Annotated in this window: 26 protein-coding genes; 14 read left to right on the top strand and 12 right to left on the bottom strand. The window is 40.3% G+C overall.

Annotated elements, in window-relative coordinates:
• Position 1: 1 nt before the first annotated feature.
• Entirely contained in the window at positions 2-1,267 is a 1,266-nt protein-coding gene (gene fliK / locus BBW65_RS00260) for a flagellar hook-length control protein FliK (RefSeq protein WP_083985926.1), read from the bottom strand.
• A gap of 171 nt (positions 1,268-1,438) precedes the next feature.
• Between fliK and BBW65_RS00255 the strand changes: the two genes are divergently transcribed.
• On the top strand, positions 1,439-1,915 hold the full coding sequence (locus BBW65_RS00255) for a tetratricopeptide repeat protein (protein ID WP_083985924.1): 477 nt from the start codon (positions 1,439-1,441) through the stop codon (positions 1,913-1,915).
• Between the two features lie 200 nt (positions 1,916-2,115).
• A complete protein-coding gene (locus tag BBW65_RS00250; protein ID WP_066338178.1) occupies positions 2,116-4,158 on the top strand; it encodes an ATP-dependent helicase in 2,043 nt (680 codons plus the stop codon).
• Here the strand turns inward: BBW65_RS00250 and BBW65_RS00245 are convergent.
• Complete coding sequence (locus BBW65_RS00245; RefSeq protein WP_066338177.1) at positions 4,132-4,899, bottom strand: undecaprenyl-diphosphate phosphatase; 768 nt, start codon at positions 4,897-4,899, stop codon at positions 4,132-4,134. The genes BBW65_RS00250 and BBW65_RS00245 overlap by 27 nt on opposite strands.
• Positions 4,886-6,085 (bottom strand): aspartate aminotransferase family protein, encoded by a 1,200-nt coding sequence (locus BBW65_RS00240; protein WP_066338176.1) that lies wholly within the window; start codon positions 6,083-6,085, stop codon positions 4,886-4,888. The genes BBW65_RS00245 and BBW65_RS00240 overlap by 14 nt, the downstream gene beginning before the upstream one ends.
• A 73-nt stretch (positions 6,086-6,158) precedes the next feature.
• Between BBW65_RS00240 and BBW65_RS00235 the strand changes: the two genes are divergently transcribed.
• The 8 genes from BBW65_RS00235 (at position 6,159) to BBW65_RS00200 (ending at position 13,018) form a co-directional block, all read left to right on the top strand.
• A complete protein-coding gene (locus BBW65_RS00235; protein ID WP_066338175.1) occupies positions 6,159-6,764 on the top strand; it encodes an MBL fold metallo-hydrolase in 606 nt (201 codons plus the stop codon).
• A gap of 16 nt (positions 6,765-6,780) precedes the next feature.
• Positions 6,781-7,551, top strand: a complete 771-nt coding sequence (locus BBW65_RS00230; RefSeq protein WP_066338172.1) for a HesA/MoeB/ThiF family protein — start codon at positions 6,781-6,783, stop codon at positions 7,549-7,551.
• A 174-nt stretch (positions 7,552-7,725) separates the two neighbouring features.
• Positions 7,726-8,496 carry a flagellar motor stator protein MotA gene (gene motA / locus BBW65_RS00225; RefSeq protein ID WP_066338169.1) on the top strand — a complete coding sequence of 257 codons (771 nt, stop codon included), beginning with the start codon at positions 7,726-7,728 and terminating at the stop codon, positions 8,494-8,496.
• Positions 8,497-8,505: 9 nt separating this feature from the next.
• The gene (motB, locus tag BBW65_RS00220) at positions 8,506-9,282 is read left to right on the top strand and encodes a flagellar motor protein MotB (protein ID WP_066338166.1); all 777 of its coding nucleotides are present in this window, start codon (positions 8,506-8,508) and stop codon (positions 9,280-9,282) included.
• Between the two features lie 608 nt (positions 9,283-9,890).
• The gene (locus BBW65_RS00215; RefSeq protein WP_066341704.1) at positions 9,891-10,688 is read left to right on the top strand and encodes a DNA-methyltransferase; all 798 of its coding nucleotides are present in this window, start codon (positions 9,891-9,893) and stop codon (positions 10,686-10,688) included.
• A 3-nt stretch (positions 10,689-10,691) separates the two neighbouring features.
• On the top strand, positions 10,692-11,372 hold the full coding sequence (locus tag BBW65_RS00210; RefSeq protein WP_066338163.1) for a hypothetical protein: 681 nt from the start codon (positions 10,692-10,694) through the stop codon (positions 11,370-11,372).
• A 6-nt stretch (positions 11,373-11,378) separates the two neighbouring features.
• Complete coding sequence (locus tag BBW65_RS00205; protein ID WP_066338161.1) at positions 11,379-12,143, top strand: DNA-methyltransferase; 765 nt, start codon at positions 11,379-11,381, stop codon at positions 12,141-12,143.
• Positions 12,144-12,145: 2 nt separating this feature from the next.
• A complete protein-coding gene (locus BBW65_RS00200) occupies positions 12,146-13,018 on the top strand; it encodes a restriction endonuclease subunit R (protein ID WP_083985922.1) in 873 nt (290 codons plus the stop codon).
• Positions 13,019-13,418: 400 nt separating this feature from the next.
• On the opposite strand, the gene BBW65_RS00195 is transcribed toward BBW65_RS00200, so the two are convergent.
• From BBW65_RS00195 to BBW65_RS00185, 3 genes are read right to left on the bottom strand one after another with little or no spacing between them, the layout of a single operon-like run.
• Entirely contained in the window at positions 13,419-13,991 is a 573-nt protein-coding gene (locus tag BBW65_RS00195; RefSeq protein WP_066338159.1) for an anthranilate synthase component II, read from the bottom strand.
• On the bottom strand, positions 13,984-15,363 hold the full coding sequence (locus BBW65_RS00190; RefSeq protein ID WP_407645227.1) for a 3-deoxy-7-phosphoheptulonate synthase class II: 1,380 nt from the start codon (positions 15,361-15,363) through the stop codon (positions 13,984-13,986). The genes BBW65_RS00195 and BBW65_RS00190 overlap by 8 nt, the downstream gene beginning before the upstream one ends.
• Positions 15,305-15,763, bottom strand: a complete 459-nt coding sequence (locus BBW65_RS00185) for an acyl-CoA thioesterase (RefSeq protein WP_066338148.1) — start codon at positions 15,761-15,763, stop codon at positions 15,305-15,307. The genes BBW65_RS00190 and BBW65_RS00185 overlap by 59 nt, the downstream gene beginning before the upstream one ends.
• A gap of 368 nt (positions 15,764-16,131) precedes the next feature.
• Between BBW65_RS00185 and BBW65_RS00180 the strand changes: the two genes are divergently transcribed.
• The 4 genes from BBW65_RS00180 (at position 16,132) to BBW65_RS00165 (ending at position 19,693) form a co-directional block, all read left to right on the top strand.
• Complete coding sequence (locus BBW65_RS00180; protein WP_066338146.1) at positions 16,132-17,229, top strand: permease; 1,098 nt, start codon at positions 16,132-16,134, stop codon at positions 17,227-17,229.
• A 13-nt stretch (positions 17,230-17,242) separates the two neighbouring features.
• Complete coding sequence (locus BBW65_RS00175; protein WP_066338144.1) at positions 17,243-17,539, top strand: ArsR/SmtB family transcription factor; 297 nt, start codon at positions 17,243-17,245, stop codon at positions 17,537-17,539.
• Positions 17,540-17,614: 75 nt separating this feature from the next.
• Complete coding sequence (gene galE / locus BBW65_RS00170; RefSeq protein WP_066338142.1) at positions 17,615-18,655, top strand: UDP-glucose 4-epimerase GalE; 1,041 nt, start codon at positions 17,615-17,617, stop codon at positions 18,653-18,655.
• 21 nt (positions 18,656-18,676) lie between these two features.
• On the top strand, positions 18,677-19,693 hold the full coding sequence (locus BBW65_RS00165; protein WP_233702153.1) for a glycosyltransferase family 4 protein: 1,017 nt from the start codon (positions 18,677-18,679) through the stop codon (positions 19,691-19,693).
• Here BBW65_RS00165 and BBW65_RS00160 read toward each other — a convergent pair.
• The 6 genes from BBW65_RS00160 to BBW65_RS00135 form a co-directional block, all read right to left on the bottom strand.
• Positions 19,677-20,048, bottom strand: a complete 372-nt coding sequence (locus tag BBW65_RS00160) for a hypothetical protein (RefSeq protein ID WP_066338140.1) — start codon at positions 20,046-20,048, stop codon at positions 19,677-19,679. The two genes, BBW65_RS00165 and BBW65_RS00160, sit on opposite strands and share 17 nt — an antisense overlap.
• Positions 20,048-20,596, bottom strand: a complete 549-nt coding sequence (locus BBW65_RS00155) for a hypothetical protein (protein WP_199919433.1) — start codon at positions 20,594-20,596, stop codon at positions 20,048-20,050. Before BBW65_RS00155 ends, BBW65_RS00160 begins: the two co-directional genes overlap by 1 nt.
• A gap of 46 nt (positions 20,597-20,642) precedes the next feature.
• On the bottom strand, positions 20,643-21,317 hold the full coding sequence (locus BBW65_RS00150; protein ID WP_199919482.1) for a 3-methyladenine DNA glycosylase: 675 nt from the start codon (positions 21,315-21,317) through the stop codon (positions 20,643-20,645).
• A 59-nt stretch (positions 21,318-21,376) separates the two neighbouring features.
• Entirely contained in the window at positions 21,377-22,909 is a 1,533-nt protein-coding gene (locus tag BBW65_RS00145; protein WP_066338131.1) for a flagellin A, read from the bottom strand.
• A 112-nt stretch (positions 22,910-23,021) separates the two neighbouring features.
• A complete protein-coding gene (locus BBW65_RS00140) occupies positions 23,022-23,681 on the bottom strand; it encodes a uroporphyrinogen-III synthase (protein ID WP_199919432.1) in 660 nt (219 codons plus the stop codon).
• Complete coding sequence (locus BBW65_RS00135) at positions 23,681-23,890, bottom strand: alkylphosphonate utilization protein (RefSeq protein WP_066338127.1); 210 nt, start codon at positions 23,888-23,890, stop codon at positions 23,681-23,683. Before BBW65_RS00135 ends, BBW65_RS00140 begins: the two co-directional genes overlap by 1 nt.
• Positions 23,891-23,909: the final 19 nt, after the last annotated feature.

Raw genomic sequence — 23,909 nt, 5'->3', positions numbered from 1 at the left:
TTTATGCATATTGTGCCATTGTGATTTCCATCGATGTCGCCAATGGGATCTCTTGATATTCCTCTAAGCTATTTTTGTTCCCTTTTTCTTTCTGCTGTTGTTGTTGCTTATTGCCACCCTCTCCTTGTGAGAAATTCAGCTCAACATTTGAGAATCCAACACTGCTTAGAGTGTTTTTGAACTCTGCTTGGTTTTGCAAAAATGCTTGGAGGGCATTTGTGTTGTTGGCATTGACATTGACTTGTAGCTCTTTGCCTTTTTTGGTGATTGTGATTTCAAGTTTCCCCAACTCTTGAGGATTTAGCTCGATTGAGAGCTTAGTAAATGGGGGCTTGTAGTTGGCGATCTCTTCTTTGAGGCGTTGGCTAAAATGCGTGAGTGTCTCTCTGCTTTGAGCGACTTTGAATTGTGTTTCTTTTTTGATTTCTGTGGGCAGAGGATCTTGAGTTTTTGATTCTTTTTTGTCTTCGGTCATTTCGGATTTGAAATCTTGCTTGAGCAAATCACCAAGCTTCACCTCTTCGTTTTTCATCATAGGGTGGGATTGTGTGATCTCTCTCTGCTCAAGTGGCAAGATCGGGGCATTTTGTGCGATAGGGGCAGTCGGAGCAGTCATCACCGCTGCGTTAGCCTGTGGTCCTTGAGCGGTGTGTTTGGTATGGTGATTTTTGTGTGTCTTGGTGGGGTGCAATATTTCGCTTCTTTGTGTGGTGGTGCTTTTGGCTTGTTTTTTGGGCTCTAGGGCAATCGCACTGGATGTAGGTTTGTCAAAATGCATTTTACGCCCACGCATTGAGGACGCTTGAGGTTTTTCTTGGGTGAGCTGGAGCTTTTGGAGATTGAGATTGTGGGTTTGTGCGATTTTCTCTACATCACGCAAGGTTTTCATATCTCGCGTTTTTTGGATTTTCAAAGCCCCTTCTAGATTAAAATGTGTCGGTGTCTGCTCTTTGAATCTAGCGACATTGGTGCGTTTGGCTGTTTTGGAGTTAGGGTTTTCTTGGAGTTTGGTTTGGGTGAGATGAGTTTGGGGCAAACTTCTAGTGACACGCACGGAGGGGGCTTTGTCTTTTTTGGGATTGGAGTGGTGTTGCGTCCTCTGTGTGTTTTTATGCTCTAGCATTGAGGCAAAAGACAGGCTCTCTGTGCCGTTTTGGTGGTTGTGGGGCTTCTTTTTGCCCTTGGGGGTCACCTGTGTGAAAATCTTGGAAGTTTTTTTCGCACCTTTTTTGCTTGGTGGAGTGAGTTGCAAAGCATTGCCAATCATTATCGTAATCCTTCATCTGAAACTTTTGCAAAATCAAGCAAGTTTCATTCCACTCATACCTCAAACGCATTTCCATACAAATCACAATCCCAAAAGAATCCCAAAAATCAATTTGCACACACCCACATCTTTTGGTTAGAATCACCAAAAAATTTTCAAGAAAGGCAAAAAATGAAAAAAATTGTAATGCTGTGTTTGTTGCTAAATGCATTTCTTTTTGTAGGGTGCGGTAATAATACAAAAAATTTAGAGAAAGAATGTGAAAGTGGAAATATGGAGAGTTGCAACGATCTTGGGACAATATATGTTGAAGGCAGGGAAGTAAAACAAGACTTCACAAAAGCAGTGCAACTTTATGAAAAAGCTTGTGGGGGTGGGGATACTTGGAGTTGTTTCGGTCTCGGAGCAATGTATTATGATGGTAAAGTAGTAAAACGAGAATTTGCAAAAGTAAGGCAACTCTTTGAAAAAGCTTGTGAGGGTGGATTTGCTGTAGGTTGCGTTCATCTTGGGGATATGTATGAAAATGGCGAAGGAGTAAGGCAAAATCTTTCAACAGCAAAAGAGCTTTATGGCAAAGCCTGTGATTTGGGATATCAAGATGGGTGCGATGACTACAAAAAACTCAATGCAAGAGGGGTGCAATGATCTTGCCTCAGGGCAAGAATCCCAAAAGATTGATGATTTCATTTTATTTTCGGCTTTGTAGTCGAATCTGATCTGACAAAAAATGTCAAATGAGACAAAACTCAAGCATAAAATGAGCAAAAACACAAAATCACACACAAAACAAGCAAAATCTAAAGCTTAACAAAGTAAAATTTTCCAATCTTTTTAGGGAAATTTCAATGCCATTAACCAATCTCAACACACAGCAAAAAGAAGCCGCTACTGCCAAAAGTGGGCACAATCTCATCATCGCTTCAGCAGGAACGGGCAAAACCTCCACTATCGTGGGCAGAATCGCCTTTTTGCTCAACAACAACATCACACCTGAGCAAATCCTCCTCCTCACTTTCACAAACAAAGCAAGTGCAGAGATGATTGAGCGTGTGGCAAAGTTCTTCGGGCAAAGTATCGCTTCCAAGATTCAAGCAGGGACATTCCACGCTATCGCCTATAAATATTTGAGAGAGAAGCACCAAGTGATGCTCAAGCAAAGCAGAGAGCTCAAAGTTTTGTTCAAAAGTATCTACGAAAAACGCGTGTTTCTTGATTCAGACATTGTGGCACCCTACTCCGCCCAATATCTCTATGATTTTTATGCACTTTTTCTCAACTCCACCTGCGGTATAAGCTTCCCAGAGTATTTGGAGAGCAAATCCCCACAGCACTTGATTTTTGTAGAAATCTATGAGGGGATATTCGATGAGTTCAATGCACTCAAAAAAGACTATGGCTATGTGGATTTCAACGATTTGCTTTTGTTGTATAGAGACGCGATGAGCGAGGGAGAATGCCCATTCCAAGAGATTTTGTGCGACGAATACCAAGACACAAACCCCTTGCAAGAAAGTATCCTTAGAGCTATCAATCCACCGAGCCTTTTTTGTGTGGGGGATTATGATCAGAGCATTTATGCTTTCAATGGGGCAGATATTTCTATCATCGCAAATTTCACAGAGCAATACCCTGATGCTCAAGTTTTCACCCTAAGCAAAAACTACCGCTCCACCAAACCGATTCTAGAGTTGGCAAACCGAGTCATCGGCAAAAACGAGAGAATCTATCCCAAAAGTTTGGAAGTCATCAAAGAGGGAAGCCCACACACGCCACAACTTCTGATCTATGATGAGCTATTCCTCCAATATCAAGGCATTGCTAGAAAAATCGCCTCTAGTGGCGTTGATCTCAGAGAAGTCGCCGTGATTTTCCGCAACAACTCAAGTGCCGATGGGATTGAGGCAAGTTTGCGTGAGCTGGGGATAGGCTCCAAACGCAAGGGGGGCAATAGCTTTTTTGAAAGCAAAGAAATTGCGTTTTTGCTGGATTTGTGCTCTTGCTTTTACAACCCACGCGATATGATGGCTTATATCCATATCTTGAGCTATGGCAAAGGGATTGGCAGCTCAACTGCCAAAGATTTGTATGAAGCCCTGATCCGTGTGGGTGAAGGCAATGCTTTGCGTGGATTGTTCCGACCCAACACCCAAATCGAGCCCTACCCCAAACGCACACAATCAAGCCAAATGGGGCTATTTGATGATATGTTTATGCTTGAGAATCAAAGTCGATTCAATCACATCATCCACCCACTTTTTGCCTCCCACCCACTTTTTGCCTCACCCAAAATCACTAGCGAGGGAGCGGAGTTTGTCAATCTCTTTTTTGTCCTAGCACAAGAAGCCCACGCAATCAAAAACCCAAAAAACTTAATTTTGATGATCAAAAATTCTGCATTTTTCAAACAAATCAGCAAAGAGTTAGCCACACAGAGAGCCAAAAACAAAGATGGGAGTTTGGATCAAACGCGATTCAACGAGGCACTAGAGAGGATTGAACGCAAGGTGTTGCTATTGTCCAACCTTAGCTCACACTATGAGGAGCTTGGGCGTTTTTTGAATGCGATGATTTTGGGTGGAAGCGAGAGCAGTGAGGGAGATGGGGTCAATCTCTTGAGTATCCACGCAAGTAAGGGGCTGGAGTTCAAACAAGTCTATATCATTGATTTGATGGATGGGAGATTTCCCAATCGCAAACTAATGAGCAAGGGGGGGAGTTTGGAAGAAGAGAGGCGTTTGTTTTATGTCGCAGTCACGCGTGCCAAAGAATACCTCTACCTAAGCTACGCACGCCAAGACGCACTCAAACAAATCGAATATGAGCCCTCTGTTTTTCTCTATGAAGCCAATCTACTCCAACCCCTACAAAATCCACAACAAAAACACTAGCCCAATCGCAATGCGGTAGATTCCAAACCACACATACCCCGCACTTGAAACAAAACGCAAAAAGACTTTCATCACCATCAAAGCCACGAAAAACGCCACAGCAAACCCAAGCAAAAGGATAGAGAGATGATCGCTTGAGAGGATTTGGTGGTTTTTGTATAGAGTGTAGCAAGTGGCTGAAACCATAGTAGGGATCGCCAAAAGGAAGCTAAACTCCGCAGCACATTTGCGATCTAGCCCTAGAAGCAGTCCGCCCACGATCGTAGCCCCACTCCTTGAAGTGCCCGGGATCATCGCCAATGATTGAGACAAGCCGATCCAAAACGCCCTTTTGTAGTCGATCTCCTCAAGCCTTGTGACTGGATAGGTTTTGTTGCGATTACGCCATTCAATCGCAATAAAAACAAAGCCTCCAATGATCAGCATATACGCCACGACAGAAGGATCAAAGAGTGTTTTGATATAAGGATACAGCACAAGCCCCAACACCCCTGTGGGGATAAATCCTATGATGATTTTCACCCAAATCCCCCAACTCTGCGTAAGGCGTTTGAGAAACAAAAACACCACCGCCAAAATCGAACCCAACTGGATACAAATCTCAAAGGTTTTGAGAAACGAATCATCTTGCGTGAGTCCCATAAGTTTGGCTGCCAAAATCATATGCCCCGTAGAAGAGACAGGCAAAAACTCTGTGACCCCCTCAACGATCCCCAAAACAATCGCTTCAAAGATTCCCATTGCTCAATCCCTTTCTCAAACGCCTAAAGCCCTCATCGATCTCATCTTGATTGATGAGCAACGGAGGCAAGAAACGCAAGACATTGTTCCCCGAACGCAAAATCACGACTTGATTTTGCAAAGCCAATTGCAAAATCTCTTTGTGTTGTTGCTCGTTTCGGACTTCAAGCCCAAGCATCAATCCAAGCCCACGCTTTTTGACAAAAATCTGTGAATATTCCAAACACAATGCCTCTAGCTCAAGATGAAACTTCTCAATCCTCTCATCAAGCCTTCCGCTCTCTTTTTCTTTATGCAAAGTATCCATCACAAACAACCCCGCACGCATACTCAAAAAATTCCCTCCAAAAGTGCTTCCATGATCCCCCTGCTCAAAAATATCTTGACTGCACATCACCGCACCAATCGGCACCCCTCCACCCAAACCTTTGGCAAGGGCAATGACATCAGGCTCAATCCCATAGACTTGACTTGCCAAACACTCCCCACTGCGATAAATCCCACTTTGGACTTCATCAATCATCAGCAAGATACCCCTATCTCTGAGATTTGCACTCAAGCGTTGGATCTCTTCTTTTGGGAACGCCCTCACACCTCCCTCACCTTGTACTAGCTCAATCATCACAGCACAAGTTTCATCATCAAGTTTTTGCTCAATATCAGCAAGATCTTGTGCGATGACAAAGCCATCAGGAAATGGAGCAAAAAAACGATGGAAATGCTCTTGCCCCGTGGCTTTGAGCGTGGCAAGTGTCCTTCCGTGGAAACTTGAAGCAAGGGTGATGATTTTGTATCGTTTTTTGGCAAATCGCGTTTCGCCATATTTTCTTGCTAGTTTGATTGCCCCCTCGTTTGCCTCTGCCCCTGAATTGACAAAAAAGCTTTTCATCTTGTAGCCACTATATTCTTGAAGCATTTTGGCAAGTTCGACCTGCAAAGGGATATGAAACAAATTGGAAGAATGCATGATTTTTTGGGCTTGTTGCAGGAGGGCTTGTGCAAACCCCTCATTGCCATATCCAAGAGAATTGACCCCTATCCCACTCCCAAAGTCAATATAATCCCTACCCTCCACATCATAGAGGACTGCCCCCTTTCCGCTCTCAAAAGCCACATCATTCCTAGCATAAATATCACTCAAATATTGATGAGAATCTCCCTTGAGTTTCAACCATTGTTCTTGCATTTTGAATCCTTAGATTTAAATTGATATTTAATAATGATTTGATTATTATAATGAAAATCAAATAAGGAACTCAATGCAAATCTTAAAACATCCATTTGGAGAATATCAGACAAATTGCTACATTGTGAAATTTGAAGAGGGGGAGTTTGTAGTTGATGCAGGAATGGGGGCGGATGAATGGGTGCGAGGAGAATGCCAAAATCCTCTAGCGTTTTTGAACACTCACGGACATTTTGATCATATTTGGAGCAATGCTTCTTTGAAAAGCCATTTTCCCAACACCCCTTTGATTTGCCACCAAGAAGACGCGTTTCTACTTGCAAGTGATTGCTTTGGACTGGGAATGCCCACAAGCTCCCCTGACATTCTAATCAACGCACAAGAATCCTCCCAAAGCCTCAATATCGCAAATCATCAAATCACCTTTAGCCATTATCCCGGACACACGCCCGGTTGTTGTATGATCGAGATAGAGGGGCATATTTTCAGTGGGGATTTTATTTTTTATCGTTCGATTGGACGGAGTGATTTTGCCTACTCTGACCCCTCCAAAATGAAATCATCGCTCCAACGCTTCGCCCAACTCGCGCAAGATTTGCCTATCTATCCCGGACATGGAGAAAACACAAGCGTTTTTGATGAACAACGCCATCTACACATTTGGCTTGAACGCTTATAGCACACAAGGAGAGAAAATGCTAACTTTGGACGAAAAACAACGCTACTCACGCCACCTGATGCTTGAAGAAGTCGGCGAAGAAGGACAGATGAAGCTCAAACAAGCTAGAGTGCTGCTCATAGGTTGTGGGGCGTTGGGAAGCCCAAATGCCCTATATCTCGCAGGTGCAGGAATAGGTAAAATCGGTTTAGTCGATGATGACACAATCGATGTGAGCAATCTACACCGACAAATCACCTACAAAACACAACAAATCGGTTTGAGCAAGGTTCTATGTGCCAAAGAGGCGATTTGGGGGATCAATCCTGATGTAGAAGTGCAAACCTATCAAACACGATTCAATAAAGATAATGCTTTGGAGCTGATAGCTGACTATGATTTCATCATCGATGGAAGTGACAATTTTGCAAGTAAATTCCTACTCAATCAAGCCTGTGTTTTGGCTCAAAAGCCCTACACTCACGCTGGTATCGTGCGTCATATGGGACAAGCGATGACTTATCTCCCCGATCACGCCTGTCTTGCCTGTGTGTTCCCATCGCCACCAAGCGATGCCTCACTCTACAAGCCCGGACTTTTTGGCACACTTCCTGCGATGCTAGGAATGATACAAGCCACCGAAGCAATCAAATATTTCACTCAAGTTGGCACTCCGCTAAGCGATGCTTTGCTCAATGTCGAGATCACTTCTATGAGTTTCCGAAAAATCCAAATTGCCAAAAACCCCAAATGCCCCGTTTGTGGCAGCAAGGCAAAAAAGGAACTGGTTGAAATCACCTGCCACTGACACACCTATCAATCTAGCATTGCACCCCCAAAGCCAAGACTCACTGATTGGAGTTCAAAAATGGAATCACTTTTGCTTTGCTTGATTGAATTTGGGGTAAAAACCCACAAGGAATGCCCAAATCTTAAAAAGGTTTAATATAATTAAAGTCAATTTTACAAAAGAGAGCGTGCAATGGATTTATCGACGATTTTAGGTATGGTTTTGGCGGTGGTGAGTATCTCCGTAGGAGATGTTTTGGAGGGAGGTAACCCTCTGCACATCATCCACTTGAGTTCGGTTTTGATTGTGATACCTACCGCGATGTTTTCTGCGATGACTGGGACAAACTCCAAATACATCAAAGCGGCTTTCAAAGAAATCAAAACCGTTTTTTTGAGTTCTCCTGTAGATATTCCCAAAAAGATTCAACTTCTCGTAGAATTTTCCTCTATCGCTAGAAAAGATGGGGTGTTGGGACTAGAATCAAGAGTCGCACAACTCGAAGATGATTTCATGAGAGAGGCTCTCTCAATGATTATTGACGGACGCGACGCACACTCGGTAAAAGAAGATATGGAAGTCCAAATCGAACAAATCGAAGAATACTATCACGGAGCTGGGCATTATTGGATTTTGGCAGGGGAGTCTTGCCCTGTGTTTGGGCTAGTCGGTGCGGTGATGGGTCTGATGCTCGCACTCCAACTGCTTGATAATCCTGCAAAAATGGCTGCAGGTATTGCGGGAGCCTTTACTGCGACTGTGACAGGGATTATGGGGGCTTATGCGATTTTTGGTCCTTGGGGCAACAAAATGATTGCCAAAAGCAAAGATCTAGTGAAAGAAAAAACGATGATTCTAGAAGGTGTGGTGGGGATTGCCAATGGAGACAATCCACGCAATTTGGAAGCGAAGCTCTTTGGATTTTTGGATCCTAGTCAGCCAAAAGTTTCACAATTCAACTAAGGTGCAACAATGAGCAAAAAGAAAAAATGTCCTGAATGTCCTGCTGGAGAGAAATGGGCTGTTCCCTATGCGGACTTTTTGTCTTTGCTTCTTGCACTTTTTATCGCTCTTTATGCGATTTCTGCTGCCAACACTGAAAAAGTCAAGGCACTCAAAACAGAGTTTGTCAAAATCTTTGACTATGCTCCCAAACCCGAGCAAACACAACCCGTGTTGCCCATCCCACCCAATCCCGGAGAAGTCAAAGACATCACCAATGGGGAAGAATCATCTTCGCTCAAAGAAAATCATCAGCAACAACAAATCAACGAATCAATCGCAGAAATCGTCCGTCAAGGTGGGGTTTTGGAGCAAATCGATGAAGGTGTGGTATTGAAAATGCCTACCAAACTTTTCTTTGATCCCCAATCTGATGTCTTGCAAGATCAAGATTCCCGCCTATTCCTCAAAAGAGTTGCAGAGATTGTCAAAAAGCTCCCCACAAATGTCAAAATCGATATTCGTGGATATGCGCAAAATCCCAACATCAAAAACACAAAATACAAAACCGACTACGAGCTTGCCGCGGCAAGAGCTCTCAATGTCATGAACACATTAATTGCCGATGGGATCGCACCGCATAGGATATTTTTCTCTTCCTTTGGGCAATTCCAACCACTCAACACACAAGACTCGCAAAAAAGCATTGAGCAAAACAATCGTGTAGAGTTTTATTTCTATGTTGGACAAAAGCAAAGCAAAAAAATCCAAGAACTATTCAAAGACTTGCCACCCAAAATCAAATAAAGGGGTAAAAAAAAGGGGGGGGGTTAGCTAATCCAAAAAATCAATCCTGCGATTGCTATCACTATCAACATCCATCTACTCAAGACAGATGCACTCAATGTGGCTAGAAATTTTGCAATCGCCGTTACCAACCATCAGAGTATCCAAACACTCAAAGAGAGGAGCATTGTAATTAGCACCGACCCTAATATTATGATTATTATTTTCAATTTGTTTCCTTGTAGCCAACAACCTTTGCAATGGAAATGTCTATAATCAAACAAAACATACAAAACAAAAACTCCTGCATGTATTTAGCAAATCTGAATAAATGCAAGTTTAGATACAATACAAAAAGACAACTAAGCAACTCTCTGTAAAACCATATAAAATGGACAAGAACGATATTCTTGGGCTACCCCAATTGAAGAATAATGTTTAAAAAAAGATTAATTGGTTTTTGACAAACAAGGAGTGATACTCCAATGAGACAAAAGCTGTTTTGCAAGGGAAAATAAGATTTCAAAATGACCAAAAACAAAGGAGAAAACCATTTGTTAAGCTCAGCTAACAAGGCATCAAACCTAAATGATTCATCGGGAATAGTTTTCTTTTCATCAAGCACAAATATGTTGGAATTATCAGATTCTAGTATAGATCTCATTGTAACAAGTCCACCTTATTTCAATATCAAAGATTACGAAAAAGATGGAAAACAAAATATTGTGCATTCAGAATTGGATAGTTTAGATTTAGGTGCAATCAATGATTACAAAACATTTATAAATGAACTTTTGAAGGTATGGCGTGAGTGTGATAGGGTGTTGAAACCAAATGGCAAGCTTTGTATCAATGTGCCATTAATGCCAATGTTTAAAAAAGATTTAAACACGCATTATAATCGCCATATTTTTGATTTACAAAGTGATATACAACATAGTATTTTGGAATCTACCTCGTTATTTTTGTTGGATTTGTATATTTGGAATCGCACAAACACTACAAAAAAATTAATGTTTGGTAGCTACCCCTATCCACCTAATTTTTATGCACAAAATACAAGTGAATTTATCAGTATTTTTGTCAAAGATGGCAAGCCTAAAAAAGTTTCTAAAGAGATAAAAGCCCAAAGCAAACTCACACAAAAAGAATGGGTTGAATATACAAAACAAATTTGGGATATACCCATACCAAACAAAAGTGATATTGCTTTTGGGAAGCATGCAGCAATCATGCCAGAGGAAATACCCTATCGTTTGATTAAATTGTATTCTTTTGTTGGAGACATTGTGCTAGATCCATTTGCAGGAAGTGGGACAACATTAAAGGTTGCAAAATCTTTAAATCGTCATTATGTGGGTTATGAGATTTATGAGCATTATAAAGCTATAATATGTGAAAAATTGAATATTTTATTAAAGGAATAGATTATGAATCACTTTTATTGTATCCCTATTGACAAAGAGGTATTTATCGTGGCTAATTATTTGGCTAGATTAAGAAGTTTTTATGAGTTTAAGAGAGGAGGATATGATTACAATGAGCCAAGCTCATTGATGCAGCAAATGAATAATGATTTATTTTGCAATGAAAATAAATTAGATCTTGCAAATGGAAATATTGCTATTGGAATCCTAGCAGAAATGTTGATTTTTAGAGATTTAACGCAATACTTGCATAATTTAGCATCAGATAATATGATCAACCAATGCTTTCAATATAACTTGAAAATAGGCTCATATGATGGGGGATTTGATTTTTGTAAGATTATCAAGCTTGCTTGTAATAATCGTGTTTATCCTAGAGAGTTGTTTCATAACATAAATATAGATATTAAATGTTATGGCACAGAAAGTATATCAACAGAAGAGAGGGCTTATAGTCTTAATTTATTGGTTGATGCAGAACAATTTAATAATCATAAAGCCGATATTTATATGCAAACTTTTGTATTAAAAAATAATGACGGATATTTTTTGCTAATAGCTGGATATGCCACTATAGATATGCTAGCTTTTAATGATAGATTCCCAAAACAAGCATATTGCTGTTTGGTGTCAAATTTATTGCCTTATGATACTTTTAAAGAAACATATTTTCAAAGGCTTTAATCTTTGATGCAACTAAATACAATATATATACAAGATGTTTTTAGCTTTTTGGAATCCTTAGATCATAAAAGCATTGATTTAGCCATTATTGATCCTCCCTATAATCTTAAAGTTGATACATGGGATAATTTTCAAAGTCAAAAAGAATTTTTAGAGTTTAGTTATAAATGGATGGATTTATTATTGTTAAAAATGAAAAAAAGTGGGAGTTTTTATATTTTTAATACTCCTTATCATTGTGCATTATTTGTGCATTACTTGCAAGAAAAGGCAGTGTTTCAAAATTTTATCACTTGGTATAAAAAAGATGGTTTAAGCTACACAAAAAAACGATTTGTAAATAATCAAGAAAGCATTTTGTTTTATACAATAGATTCTAAGCATTATTATTTTGATTGCGAATCGGTGCGGCTGCCTTATGTATCAACAAGTCGCATAGCACATGCGGTCAAAAATGGAATCTTGAAAAATGGCAAAAGGTGGTTCCCAAATCCAAATGGTAAGCTCTGCCCTGATGTTTGGGAGATAGCCAGTCAAAGACATAAACAAAAAAAGAATGGCAAAACACAAAAGCTTCATCACCCAACAATAAAGCCAAGAGAAATGATAGAAAGAATAATTAAAGCAAGTTCTAAGAAAGGGGATTTGGTGCTGGATTTGTTTAGTGGAAGTGGAATGACAAGTCTTGTGGCAAGAGATTTGGAGCGAAGTTTTATCGGCTGTGAATTAAATAAGGAATCTATAGATTCTAGCTTAGCAATAAAGGAGTGAATATGCAAAGTCTTTTAGAAGAGATTTTAAATATAGATGCTAGTAGAGAATGTATTAAATTTTTGGTAAAAAGAATGCAAAACGATAATTATAGGGGTTTACAAATTTCGCAACACAATCGCTACACGAAAGAAGTTATTTTAATAATCTTGCAAAAGATTGATGCAATTTGTGGAACAGAACTATTGCAAATTCGCACAACTGACTCAAGCAAACGCCCATCGAATAGAGATGGAGAAGAAGAATATGCACAGCTCACCATAAATATTAATGCAGAATTAGGGCGATGCACACAAGATTCTTTGCGTAAAAATATTTTTGTAGATTTACATAGAATGGGGCTTATAGATAGATTTGATGACAACTGCACAATGCTTGAACCCTTTGTTGATAATAAGGGTGTGGTGATAAAATACATCGCTCTTACCCCTTTTGGCAGAGAGTTTCTGCAGAGTGAGGATATTCAACAACAAGATTTACTTTTCATAATAGCCTTAAAAAATCTCATGCGGGGTTTTGATGAAGAGATATTTCATATGATTCAAGAGCTAGGAAGTGGTTATTTAACAATCTATGAAATCTTATTTTTTGCAACTTTTTTGCATCAAGTTTTAGAATCTAGAAGTTATAGTCGTAGAGATATAGTTTTATTGATTAGAGATTATAGAGAATTAAGTGAATCTCAAAAACAAGCATTATGTGAGAAATTGCAGCTCTATTGTAATCCTGAAAACTTTGGTGGTGACAAAACACAAAAAAGAGATTTTCATAATTGGATGAATGAAACACAGCAGATTCTAAGACTTTTGGCACAAATGCCATATTTTAAATACAACAAGTACGACTCCAAACTTTATATATGCGGGGGGGGGTAACTATGGAATTTATCAAAACTCAAACGCCCTATGAAACAAAAAAAGCTTTAAACATGTTATAAATGAGTGGCGCCATATTATACATTTCTATTATGAAAAAGACATTAATGCATTAAAAGCTATTGACAATTGGCAAAATCTTATTTACATTGATGCAAATTCTCCTAAAATATTCACCCTTGATAAAAATGCCAAAAGAGTAATACGACTTAACTTTAGAAACAAAAATGCCTTGCTTGATAATCTTGTGGGCAATGAAGTAGTTTTGAAATACACCGACAACATTCGTTTAAAGTTGCTCTACAAGAAAGAATACTTAAACGCAATCACGCATTACTTGGATTATGAAGTCTTTATGTGTACCGCAAAATATAACCTTGAGTCATATTAATAAAGCCTTCTAGGTTTGTGACAAAATCAAAAAATTTTCAAATATCGCCTTGCCATTTTCACACAAAATCGACTCAGGGTGGAATTGCACTCCATAGATGGGATAATCACGATGTTTGAGTGCCATTATCACCCCCTCACTTGTAGCAATGCACTCAAGAGAACTAGGCAACACACTCACGCACAAAGAGTGATAACGCATTACGCCAAACCCCTGCTCCAATCCTTGAAACAATGGGTTGGCAACAAAGCTCAATCTCGAAGTTTTGCCGTGTATTGGCTCTTTTCCACGCTCTACTTTGCCACCAAAAGCCAAAGCGATACACTGATGTCCCAAACACACTCCCAAAATTGGTTTGGCTTTATAAAACTTTTGGATAATATTCAAGCTCTCTAGTGCGTCTTTGGGGTGACCGGGACCGGGGGAGAGGAGGATATGAGAAGCCTCAGACAATCTAGGATCTTCGCTCACCCCCTCTTGAGCTTCAAGCACCTCAACTCTAGCACCCAAATCTTGCAGATAATGCACAATGTTGTAAGTAAAAGAATCATGATGATCAATCAGCACAACCCTCTTATCCAAATCTTTTCCTCATTTTCTCTCCGAGTCCAAAAGCAAGTTCTAGAGATTGAGAGGCATTCAGTCGTGGATCGCAAGTGGTTTGATAATTTTTGCTCAAACTCCCCACATCAATCATTCCACCTATACACTCTGTCACCTCTTCTGCTGTCATTTCAAGATGGATACCTCCAGCTTTCATACCACAATCTGCACAAATCTCAAAAAAACGATCCAACTCTTGCAAAATACTTGCAAAATACCGCGTTTTGATACCACCTTGTTTGATCGTGTTGCCGTGCATTGGATCATTGAGCAACACCACTTCACGCTTCTCTTTTTCAAGCACTTCAAGCAGTGGCGGGAGAGAGTGCTTGATGGTTTCTCCCATACGCACGATTAGCACGATTTCCCCTTTTTGATTATCAGGATTGAACCAATCTAGCAACCTAAGCAAATCCGTAGATGTCATCCTTGGAGAGACTTTGATCCCCTTTGGATTGCTAATCCCTCGCATAAACTCAAGATGTGCTTGAGAATCAAAAGTGCGTTCCCCAATCCACAAAAAATGTGCAGAACAATCATAAATCCTGCCACTCAAGCTATCCGTGCGACACAAACACTCTTCATAGGGCAAAAGCAAGGCTTCGTGGCTTATGAAAAACTCGCTTAACTTGGGGGCTTGTTTAGCCTCGATACCACAACTCTCGATAAAAGCAAGGGATTGGGAGATCTCTTGAGTGAGCGTTTGGTATTTTTCACCCATAGGGTGGCTTCGCACAAAATCAAGATTGTATTGCTGAATCAAATGCAAATCTGCCATTCCACCATTGCAAAACGCACGCAAGAGATTGAGGGTGGAAGCAGACTGATGATACGCTTGGAGCATTCTTTGGGGCTGATGCACTCTAGATTCTGCGGTAGGCTCACTCCCATTGATGATATCCCCACGGAAGCTTGGCAACATCTTGCCATCGATCTCTTCAAACTCCTCGCTACGCGGTTTGGCAAACTGCCCTGCGATTCTGCCAATCTTTAGGATTTCCATTCCACTACAAAAGCCCAAAATCACGCTCATTTGCAACATAAGCTTATAAAAATCGCGTATCCTTTGCCCACCAAAACGCGTAAAACTCTCTGCACAATCCCCACCCTGCAAGATAAACAGATTCTCTTCATTCACTCTTGATAATTTTGCTTTGAGCAAATCCACCTCTTTGGCAAACACCAAAGGAGGATAGCCCCTTAGCTCACCCTCAACTCTCTCCAACTCCTCGAGATTGCGATATTGTGGAGCTTGTTTGATTGGGAATTTTCTCCAGCTTTGAGGCTCCCACTTATTGCTTTGTCGCATAAAACATACTTCGCTTTTCGCGTCGATCAATCGCTTCTGCATAACGACGCTTCTGCTCATCGCTTTGTGGGACAAAAGGAGGCATCGCGACTTTTTGTCTATTGGCACCCAATGCAACCATTGTAAAATAAGCACTACTGCAATGCTTGACAGCCCGACTTTTCAAATCCTCGCACTCGACGCGAATCCCAACTTCACAACTACTCTTGCCCACATAATTGACTGAAGCATAAAAATTGAGCAATGAGCCAATAGGAATGGGGCTTTTGAAAATCACTTGATCCACGCTTATTGTCACAACGCCATACCCGCAATATTTGGTAGCACAAGCATACGCAACATGATCGAGTGTTTTGAGCAACTCACCTCCGTGCATCACTCCACTAAAATTAGCTACACTTGGCGAAACCAAAATCGACATTTTCAATGTATTGCACTCCATAGTTTGTCCTTTGTGTTAGATGACCTCATCTTAAAATCAAATTATACTTGCTTGGCATAATTTGAAACTAGTATATAACAACAACTCGACAAAAAATCAAGGAAATCAGATGAAAGCACCTTTGAGCAGTGGAAGTGGTTACATTGCTTCTCATACATCCCACCACAAATCAAAATCTCCAAATGCAAAGCCCAAGAGATGACAATGCCTACACTCCCCTACTCTAGGCATTCCCCCCCCACAATCAAGCCCCAACATCAAGAGAGCCAAGCACAAATCAAATCCAAAATATTGAATCAAAATATCTTGATATATACAATATAACTATAAAATTAGTTTTTTAGTTATATTTATCGGAGGTTATCACGATGGAATCGTTGTATCAGTTTTTGGGAAACTTGTTTTTGCAAATAGGTTTGCCCATATCTCTTGCAAATGGCTTGGCATTTTTCTTGTATGAAGTCTTTTTTCTATCTATTGTTTTGCTTGTTGGGCTTACATTTTTTACTTTTGTTCGAATTCGCTTTTTGGATGAAAAACTAGCACATTCTCTCAATCGCAAACCCAAAATCATCGCTTATGGCTCAATGGCTTTGCTAGGAATCGTGTCGCCATTTTGCTCTTGTAGTGCTATTCCAGCGTTTATCTCTCTATCTGCCCTCAATGTGCCAACAGGTGCTTTGTTTGTGTATCTGATAGTTGCACCACTCGTGCAAGAAACCTCTATGATTTTGTTATTTACACAATTTGGACTTTGGGTAACTCTCATCTACATCATTCAAGGCGTCATTGCAGGTGTGATCACAGGATTGATTTTGTCTAGAGCATCAGACAAACAGCTATTCACCCCCACTCTTTTATCCCAGAGACATCGCACTACATCAGCACTCCACCATTACAGCACGGACACAGAAAGCAAAATGAAACAAACTTTTGGCTTCTCAATCAGTCCAAACCCCCAAAGCTCCGCTTGTTATGATGCACAAAACATTGTGCAGTTTTCTCATTGTTGCGATAGTGCCAAAAGCGACAACAACCCCAAAAAGAATCTGTTCTATCAATCTGCAACCGAAGCAATAGGCATTTTGAAAAAAACATACAAATACATTTTGATAGGCGTGGCTCTTGGTGCTTTGATCCATGGAGCAATACCCAAAGAATGGATCGCAACCCCGCTTGGCACAAGCAATTATATTGCACCAATAATTGCTACTTTGATAGGTATCCCTATTTATTCAGATGATGTTGCCCTTATTCCTGTTGCAAAATCTCTATTAGATTCGGGTGCAGCACTTGGGACAGCATTATCTTTTGTGATGGCTTCTTCGGTGGTCTCGATACCATCGTTTATTTTGCTAGGGAGCGTTTTGCAGAAAAGAGTTATCATAAAACTTGCTATGATTCTTGCAGTAACAATCATTATCATTGGATATGTGTTCAATTTCTTGCAACCTATTATTTTATGAAGGAGGCATTCTGATGGAATCTCTCACACATTTTGCTCAAGGCTTTCAGGCATTGGGGTCAGAATCACGCCTATTGGTCTATATCACCCTATTACAACACCACCCAGAGGGGCTAAACATCAAAGATCTACAAGCAAAGGTAGAGATCAAAGCATCTACATTGGCACATCATTTGAAAGTATTGGTAGATGCGGGGTTTGTGCAACAGCAACAACGAGGGAAAGAAAACTTCAATTATGCCATCACAGAAACCCTGCAAACCCTATGCGACAACATCTCTTGCAAATGTTGCGAATACACGAAGAGATAGATTCAGCAATGCTCATCTTTAGCATAATTTGAAACTAGTATATAATAACAGCTCAATCAAACATAAGGAAATCAGATGAAATTGCTCTTGACTGGAGGAAGTGGCTACATTGGATCCCATACAGCCTATGAATTTTTGAAAAACACAGACGCACAAATCACACTGCTTGACAATCTAAGCACCGGGTTTATCCAAAACTATAAGTATTTATCCGCAAAATTTGGCGATAGAGTGCAAATGGTGCAAATGGATCTCAATGAACTAGCAAAGCTCGATCACTTTTTGCAAAACAACCATTTTGATGCGATCGTGCATTTTGCCGCCTCTATTGTTGTGAGCGAATCAATGAGCAATCCCGCCAAATACTACCTCAACAACACCGCCAACACAACACACCTCATCAACCTATGCCTCAAGCACAAAATCAAAAACTTTATTTTTAGCTCCACTGCCGCAGTGTATGGTGAGCCCTCTTGCAACCCTGTGACAGAGAGCACTCCCACATCTCCGATCAACCCCTATGGATACTCCAAACTCATGAGTGAGCAAGTCTTGCTTGATGTGAGCAAGGCAAATGACTTTTGTTATGTCGCCCTAAGATATTTCAATGTCGCAGGGGCAAATTATGACAACACCCCTCAAGAACTTCAAAATGGCGGTGGGCTTGGACAAAGAAGCCTCAATGCAACCCACCTCATCAAAGTAGCAAGTGAATGTGCAACGGGCAAAAGACATCAAATGTCAATCTATGGGGACACTTACACAACACCCGATGGAAGCTGTATCAGAGATTATATCCATATCAACGATTTGGCTAGAGCCCATATTTCTGCCCTAGATTATTTATACACGCACCAAAAATCCAATATTTTCAATGTGGGCTACAATCAAGGATATAGCGTCAAGGAAGTGATTGAAGTGATGAAAAAAGTCAGCTGCATAGATTTTGAGGTGCGAATCGATGCTCCTCGCGATGGTGATCCTGCGATGCTAATCGCTAGCAACCAAAAAATCTTGGAATGCACCACTTGGAAACCTCAATACAACGATTTAACACTGATTTGCAAAAGTGCCTATGAATGGGAAATCTCTCTCAACAAAAATCAAGCGATGTGATAAGGGGTTTGTTTGTTTTTGGTGATTCTTGGACTAGGCATATCTCTTTTGTGTCATCTTGTAATGATTCCTCTATCAAGACGATTGCAAATCTTTATTGATTCTGAAGCAAGCGATAAACCTCAACGCGTTCATAGCTTACCCACTCCACGATGTGGAGGGATTGGGATTTTTCTCTCATTTGCACTCATTGCCCTTTTTTTTATTCAAAACGACCTTCCTTTGTTTATGGGAATCTTGATAGGAGGATTGGTGGTTTTTGCTAGTGGGGTGATAGAGGATTTGCGAGGGACGCTTAGTCCCAAACTACGCCTTGCATTGCAATGCCTTGGGGCTATCATTTTCATCAGTGTGAGTGGATCATATTTGCAATACTTGGGATTTGGCATTTCTCTCCCATTTTGGATTGCCATTCCTTTTAGCGTGTTTGCAATTGTTGGAATCATCAATGCCATCAATATCATTGATGGATTTAATGGCTTAGCTGGAGGGATTTCTTGCATTGCTTTTGTTTGTTTGTCAATCCTTTTGCCCTCCTCTTCGTTTCTTGCTCCCATAATCTATGCTTTGATTGGTGGGGTGCTAGGCTTTTTGTTTTTCAATTTTCCAAAGGGCAAGATTTTTTTGGGAGATGGGGGAGCATATTTTTTGGGATTTGTTTTGGCAACTCTATTGATTTATACCACACAAACTCCACTAGAAGAAACACAGAAAATCTCACCTTGGTTTGGAATCGCCCTATTAATCTATCCTTTTTGGGAAGTGATTTTTTCAATCTATCGGAGAAAAATAGTGCGTCATCTTTCACCAATGCAACCTGACAATTTGCACATTCACACACTTATCCACAAACGCAGGCTACGCTCCAACCCCAAAACCTCACTTTTTGTCTGTTGTTTTGCATTACCCTTTATGCTCAGTGCAACTTTTTTTGCCACAAATACGATGTTTCTATTTTTGCAAAGCTGTTTTTTTGTGGTGCTGTATTTGTGCTTGTATCGCTCACTGATTGCGTTTGCAATCAAGATCCGATCTTAGGGAGCTCTTGGAAAAAACTCTTTTCTACAGGCTTAATCTGCGGATCAAAAAACTGCTTGAGATTGAATTTATCAAGTTTTGTATGACACTCGATACATTTAAGAATCTGTTTGTGAGATTGAGCCAATTTGGGATCGTTTAATTTTTGTGCATTATGACACGCAAAGCAATCTTTCCCACATCCCCCCATATCGATTTGCTCCATTTGCTCTGGTGTATGACATTTTTTGCACTCTAGCATTGGCTGATGACGCTTGTCATTTTGATAATCAAGCGTTGTGTGACAACTCGCACAATCCCCCTCACACGCCCACATACAAGCACAAAAAGTAATCAAAACGACAAAATATCTCATCACCAACTCAAATCAAAATCATAAAATGAAAATCCAAGCATTAAGCTTGAGTTATGCACATTCAAAGGCAACCCCTGCATACGACCAAAAAGATAGCGATGTGCCAAACTCATCCCATAACCCTTTGCAATATCCACAAACAATCCCCCCTCTACAAACACACCATAAGCGTTCATTTGTTTGTTTCGAAACAAAAATGGCAGGTGCTCAAGCCCAGCACCAATCTTGGCATAGGGGATCAAGCGACCTTCTAGCACCCTCCCTGCGACTTTTATTGCGGGGAATAATCCATACATGCCATTGATACCGCCCGTGCCGACAGACCCTCCCAAAGCAATACCCACAAGCACATTTTGACTCTCCCCCAAAACCCACCCCGTATCTATATTGAAATTCAACCCATTGAAAGAATGCATATGGAAAAGATGATTGAAAAATTGCGAATAAGTCAAAGAAATATCCATTGAAGCATAATACTTTGAAGTGACTTTGGCAGGTTCAAACTGCGATTCTTTGTTTTTGTTATCATCGATTTTCGTTTCAATCATAGGATTTGCCAAAAGACAAATAGGTAAAAATACACAAAACATTCTCTCAAAATTCAAGTTCAAAATCCTTTTTGAAGCCATTATTTTTTTTGGCAAACTCCACGATTTTCCCGTGAAATCTCGCATAAATCTGTGCCAAAGAAATTGGAAAATCATAAAGTCTGATAATCTTATCTAGATTTTCAAGCACACCTTCTGCATACCAAGACTGCAAAGCCTCATATTCCTCAATCTCATACCCACATTTTAACAAAAGTCTATAGCTATATTGATCAACCACCATCACTTCTCGCTGACAAGCATAGTTCAAAATGCTATCACGAGTCTCACGACCAATCCCTTTTTGAGCAATCAACCACTCCGCATCAACACTCTCAACAAAGCTTTCAAAACTACCAAAATTCCTCAATATCTCTTGACATAAAGTAATCAAACGCTTACTCTTTTGTCGTGCAAAGCCACTTGAAGCAATCAAGCTCTCCAATAATGCCGAATCTATGTTTGCGAAATTTATCAAATCTTGCTGATTCTCTCCGATGAGGATCTGTGCTTCTTGGAGCTTTTGAAGAGATTTTTCTACATTTTCCCAACGCGTATTTTGTGTCAAAATCGCACCAACAATCACTTCAAAAGTTCCAACTTTGTGCCACCACCACGACGGAGAGGAATGCAAAAGATTTTGACTTTTCAAAAAAGTAAAGAGTTCGAAAGAATTGAGGATTTTCATTTGCGACCCCCTCCCCCATCTCAAAAGATTGGGAAGTTAGGTTCTCATAAAACTTAGCTAAGAAGTCTTAGGATGTTTTGCTGCAACGCATTTGCTTGAGACATTGCATAGCTACCAGATTGAGCAAGAATGTTGTATTTGCTGAAATCAGCAGACTCTGCAGCAAAATCAACATCACGGATTTGAGATTCAGCAGCTTTGACATTCACTTGAGTGATTGTGATATTGTCCATTGTGCTTGTCATTTGATTTTGCACAGAACCCATATCCGCTCTGATTCTATCCAATGTTTTTTGTGCAGATTCTGCGATATTCATTACAACCATTGCACCAACCAATGTTGTAACACCAGCACCAAGAGTGGCAGCACTACTTGCAATCACAGCGTTTTGGTTTCCACCAGCCGCAGATTTCACTGCTGTACCAAATTCACCCAAAACAGATCTTAGATTGACTGTTGTCTCTGCTGCTTGTCCTACACCAAAACCAATAGCTCTAAAGTCTGCACCTCCAGAAATTCCGGGAGCTGAAACTACTTGAATATCTCTTGCATCAAGACGAGTCAAAGACAATCTTCCATAGTTGCTTGATCCTGCTTTAAGCTCTTGACCACCATTCAAAGTCGCAATCGCTGCATTAGGACCAGAATCACCAGACTTCACATAGATTCCACGACCATCGATACTTCTAAGATTCAAACGACCAAGACCATCAGTATAAGCCTCAACACCTGTATCTGCAGAAGCCGCATTGATCGCTGCCACCAAACGACCATCAGAATCGTTTTCTTTGATGCTCATAATATCACCAAAGACTACGCCATTGATTGATAGACCTTTGATGTCTCCAGCCTTGATTGCTGTGTCAGAAGTTGTTTGCACATTGGCTTGTGCACGGATTCCTGTTTTGTCAGAATTCTTGTTGATCACCTCAGCCAAAGCACCAACTCCTGTTCCTGTAGAATGCGAAATTACAACACTCTCAAGAGTCACATCACTAGCACCATCTGCTTGTTTGAATGTCAAAGAAACTGTAGAAGCAGCCGAAATGTTTGCCCCTGTTTCAATTCTCACTTGACCAATCTTATCGGATGTTGTTGCACCGATTGTTGCACGAATAGTCTGATTAGAATAAGCACCGATTTGGAACTCTTTGTTTGTAAATGTTCCAGAAAGCAAAGAAATACCATTGTAACTTGTTGTGTTACCAATATTATCAAGCCCCTGAATCAAACGAGTAATGTCATTTTGAATCGCTTTTCTTGATTCTGATGATTGACCATCTTGAGCTGCTTGAGTTGCTTTCACTCTAATAGTTTCCAGAATCTTGATTTGCTCATCCATTGCTTTATCAGCAATTTGGATAATCCCAATTCCATCATTAGCATTACGAATCGCTTGACCCAAACCTGCTGCTTGTGATCTCAAACTATCTGCGATCACCATACCAGAAGCATCATCTGCCGCCTTGTTGATTCTCAAACCTGAACTCAATTTTTCCAAAGCATTTTTCAATTTACCTTGAGTAAAAACTGACTGAGCGTGAGAGTTCAACGCATTGATATTTGTATTGACCTGAAAAGCCATTATAAACTCCTTTTTATATGATTACACTAAACTTCCCTGTCTAGCTTTGATAATATCGACAATAAGCAAAAATAATGAAATCAAATTCTTTGGATTCTGCGTGATTTTGCAATCAGATTCTTAGCGTTTGGCAAAACCCTAGAGCCTTTTTGATGTCTTGATAAGGAGAACAAAACGCCTTGATATTGGAATCAAAAGATTGATAGGTGGTTTGCCCCAATGCAACGGCAATATAATTTGTATTCCAAGCAAAATTTTGAGAGAAATACTTATAAGCACTAGGGGCGGTAAAAAGCAAAATGCTATGTTCTTTGGGGGCTTGTGTTTGGGATAAAGCTATAGGGTGGCTTTCATAGGCGTTTTGGACACTGACATCAATCCTACTTTGCCACAAATATTCTTCAAGCTTAGAATGCGTGATCTTTGCACGCAAATAGCACACTCTTTGCCCTTCCAAAATCTTGCATAACTCTTGAGCAAACTCCGCTCCGTGTGCATTTTGAGCGATGTATTCCACTCTCCCACCACACGCCAAAACTTCTTTTTGGGTGCCTCTGCCAATCACATAGCTTGGTAATTGCCTCCAAACATCCATCTGTGGATATTTCTTGGCATTTTTCTCAAGTGCTAACACTGCATTTTTGGAAGTGAAAATAAGCGAATCAAATCTTGAAAAATCAAGGCAAAAATCATAGATTCGGATTTGCCCCACCACCAATGAAGGTGCAAAATCATAAGCCTGATAGCCTACGATGATCACCTCTCTTGACATTAAGATTTTTTCAAAAAGCAAGTTTTGAGGACAATCATCCCCATTTTATCCACCTTGCCCTCGATTTCATCGTCTTTGTTTGTCAAGCGAATGTTTTTTACAATAGTGCCTCTTTTGATCGTGCCTGAAGCCCCCTTCACCTTGAGATCTTTGATCACTTGCACGCTATCACCTGCGTTCAATTCTACGCCATTGCTATCTTTTGTCATTTTGTCTCCTCTTTTTTAG

Origin of the sequence: Helicobacter enhydrae, assembly GCF_001693335.1 — a bacterium.
Classification (GTDB): Bacteria; Campylobacterota; Campylobacteria; order Campylobacterales; family Helicobacteraceae; genus Helicobacter_G; species Helicobacter_G enhydrae.
The sequence above is the reverse complement of the archived record's forward strand: the minus strand, read 5'-3'. Positions and strand labels throughout refer to the sequence as shown.

Coding starts and splice junctions, on each gene's coding strand:
- BBW65_RS00245 (WP_066338177.1), bottom strand. CDS start 4,899: ATGGGAATCTTTGAAGCGATTGTTTTGGGGATCGTTGAGGGGGTCACA.
- BBW65_RS00175 (WP_066338144.1), top strand. CDS start 17,243: ATGGAATCTCTCACACATTTTGCTCAAGGCTTTCAGGCATTGGGGTCA.
- BBW65_RS00145 (WP_066338131.1), bottom strand. CDS start 22,909: ATGGCTTTTCAGGTCAATACAAATATCAATGCGTTGAACTCTCACGCT.
- BBW65_RS00140 (WP_199919432.1), bottom strand. CDS start 23,681: ATGTCAAGAGAGGTGATCATCGTAGGCTATCAGGCTTATGATTTTGCA.
- BBW65_RS00160 (WP_066338140.1), bottom strand. CDS start 20,048: ATGAGATATTTTGTCGTTTTGATTACTTTTTGTGCTTGTATGTGGGCG.
- BBW65_RS00250 (WP_066338178.1), top strand. CDS start 2,116: ATGCCATTAACCAATCTCAACACACAGCAAAAAGAAGCCGCTACTGCC.
- BBW65_RS00235 (WP_066338175.1), top strand. CDS start 6,159: ATGCAAATCTTAAAACATCCATTTGGAGAATATCAGACAAATTGCTAC.
- BBW65_RS00190 (WP_407645227.1), bottom strand. CDS start 15,363: ATGCAGAAGCGATTGATCGACGCGAAAAGCGAAGTATGTTTTATGCGA.
- BBW65_RS00240 (WP_066338176.1), bottom strand. CDS start 6,085: ATGCAAGAACAATGGTTGAAACTCAAGGGAGATTCTCATCAATATTTG.
- BBW65_RS00205 (WP_066338161.1), top strand. CDS start 11,379: ATGCAACTAAATACAATATATATACAAGATGTTTTTAGCTTTTTGGAA.
- BBW65_RS00230 (WP_066338172.1), top strand. CDS start 6,781: ATGCTAACTTTGGACGAAAAACAACGCTACTCACGCCACCTGATGCTT.
- fliK (WP_083985926.1), bottom strand. CDS start 1,267: ATGATTGGCAATGCTTTGCAACTCACTCCACCAAGCAAAAAAGGTGCG.
- BBW65_RS00200 (WP_083985922.1), top strand. CDS start 12,146: ATGCAAAGTCTTTTAGAAGAGATTTTAAATATAGATGCTAGTAGAGAA.
- galE (WP_066338142.1), top strand. CDS start 17,615: ATGAAATTGCTCTTGACTGGAGGAAGTGGCTACATTGGATCCCATACA.
- BBW65_RS00180 (WP_066338146.1), top strand. CDS start 16,132: ATGGAATCGTTGTATCAGTTTTTGGGAAACTTGTTTTTGCAAATAGGT.
- BBW65_RS00155 (WP_199919433.1), bottom strand. CDS start 20,596: ATGATTGAAACGAAAATCGATGATAACAAAAACAAAGAATCGCAGTTT.
- BBW65_RS00135 (WP_066338127.1), bottom strand. CDS start 23,890: ATGACAAAAGATAGCAATGGCGTAGAATTGAACGCAGGTGATAGCGTG.
- BBW65_RS00215 (WP_066341704.1), top strand. CDS start 9,891: ATGTTGGAATTATCAGATTCTAGTATAGATCTCATTGTAACAAGTCCA.
- BBW65_RS00255 (WP_083985924.1), top strand. CDS start 1,439: ATGAAAAAAATTGTAATGCTGTGTTTGTTGCTAAATGCATTTCTTTTT.
- BBW65_RS00210 (WP_066338163.1), top strand. CDS start 10,692: ATGAATCACTTTTATTGTATCCCTATTGACAAAGAGGTATTTATCGTG.
- motB (WP_066338166.1), top strand. CDS start 8,506: ATGAGCAAAAAGAAAAAATGTCCTGAATGTCCTGCTGGAGAGAAATGG.
- BBW65_RS00185 (WP_066338148.1), bottom strand. CDS start 15,763: ATGGAGTGCAATACATTGAAAATGTCGATTTTGGTTTCGCCAAGTGTA.
- motA (WP_066338169.1), top strand. CDS start 7,726: ATGGATTTATCGACGATTTTAGGTATGGTTTTGGCGGTGGTGAGTATC.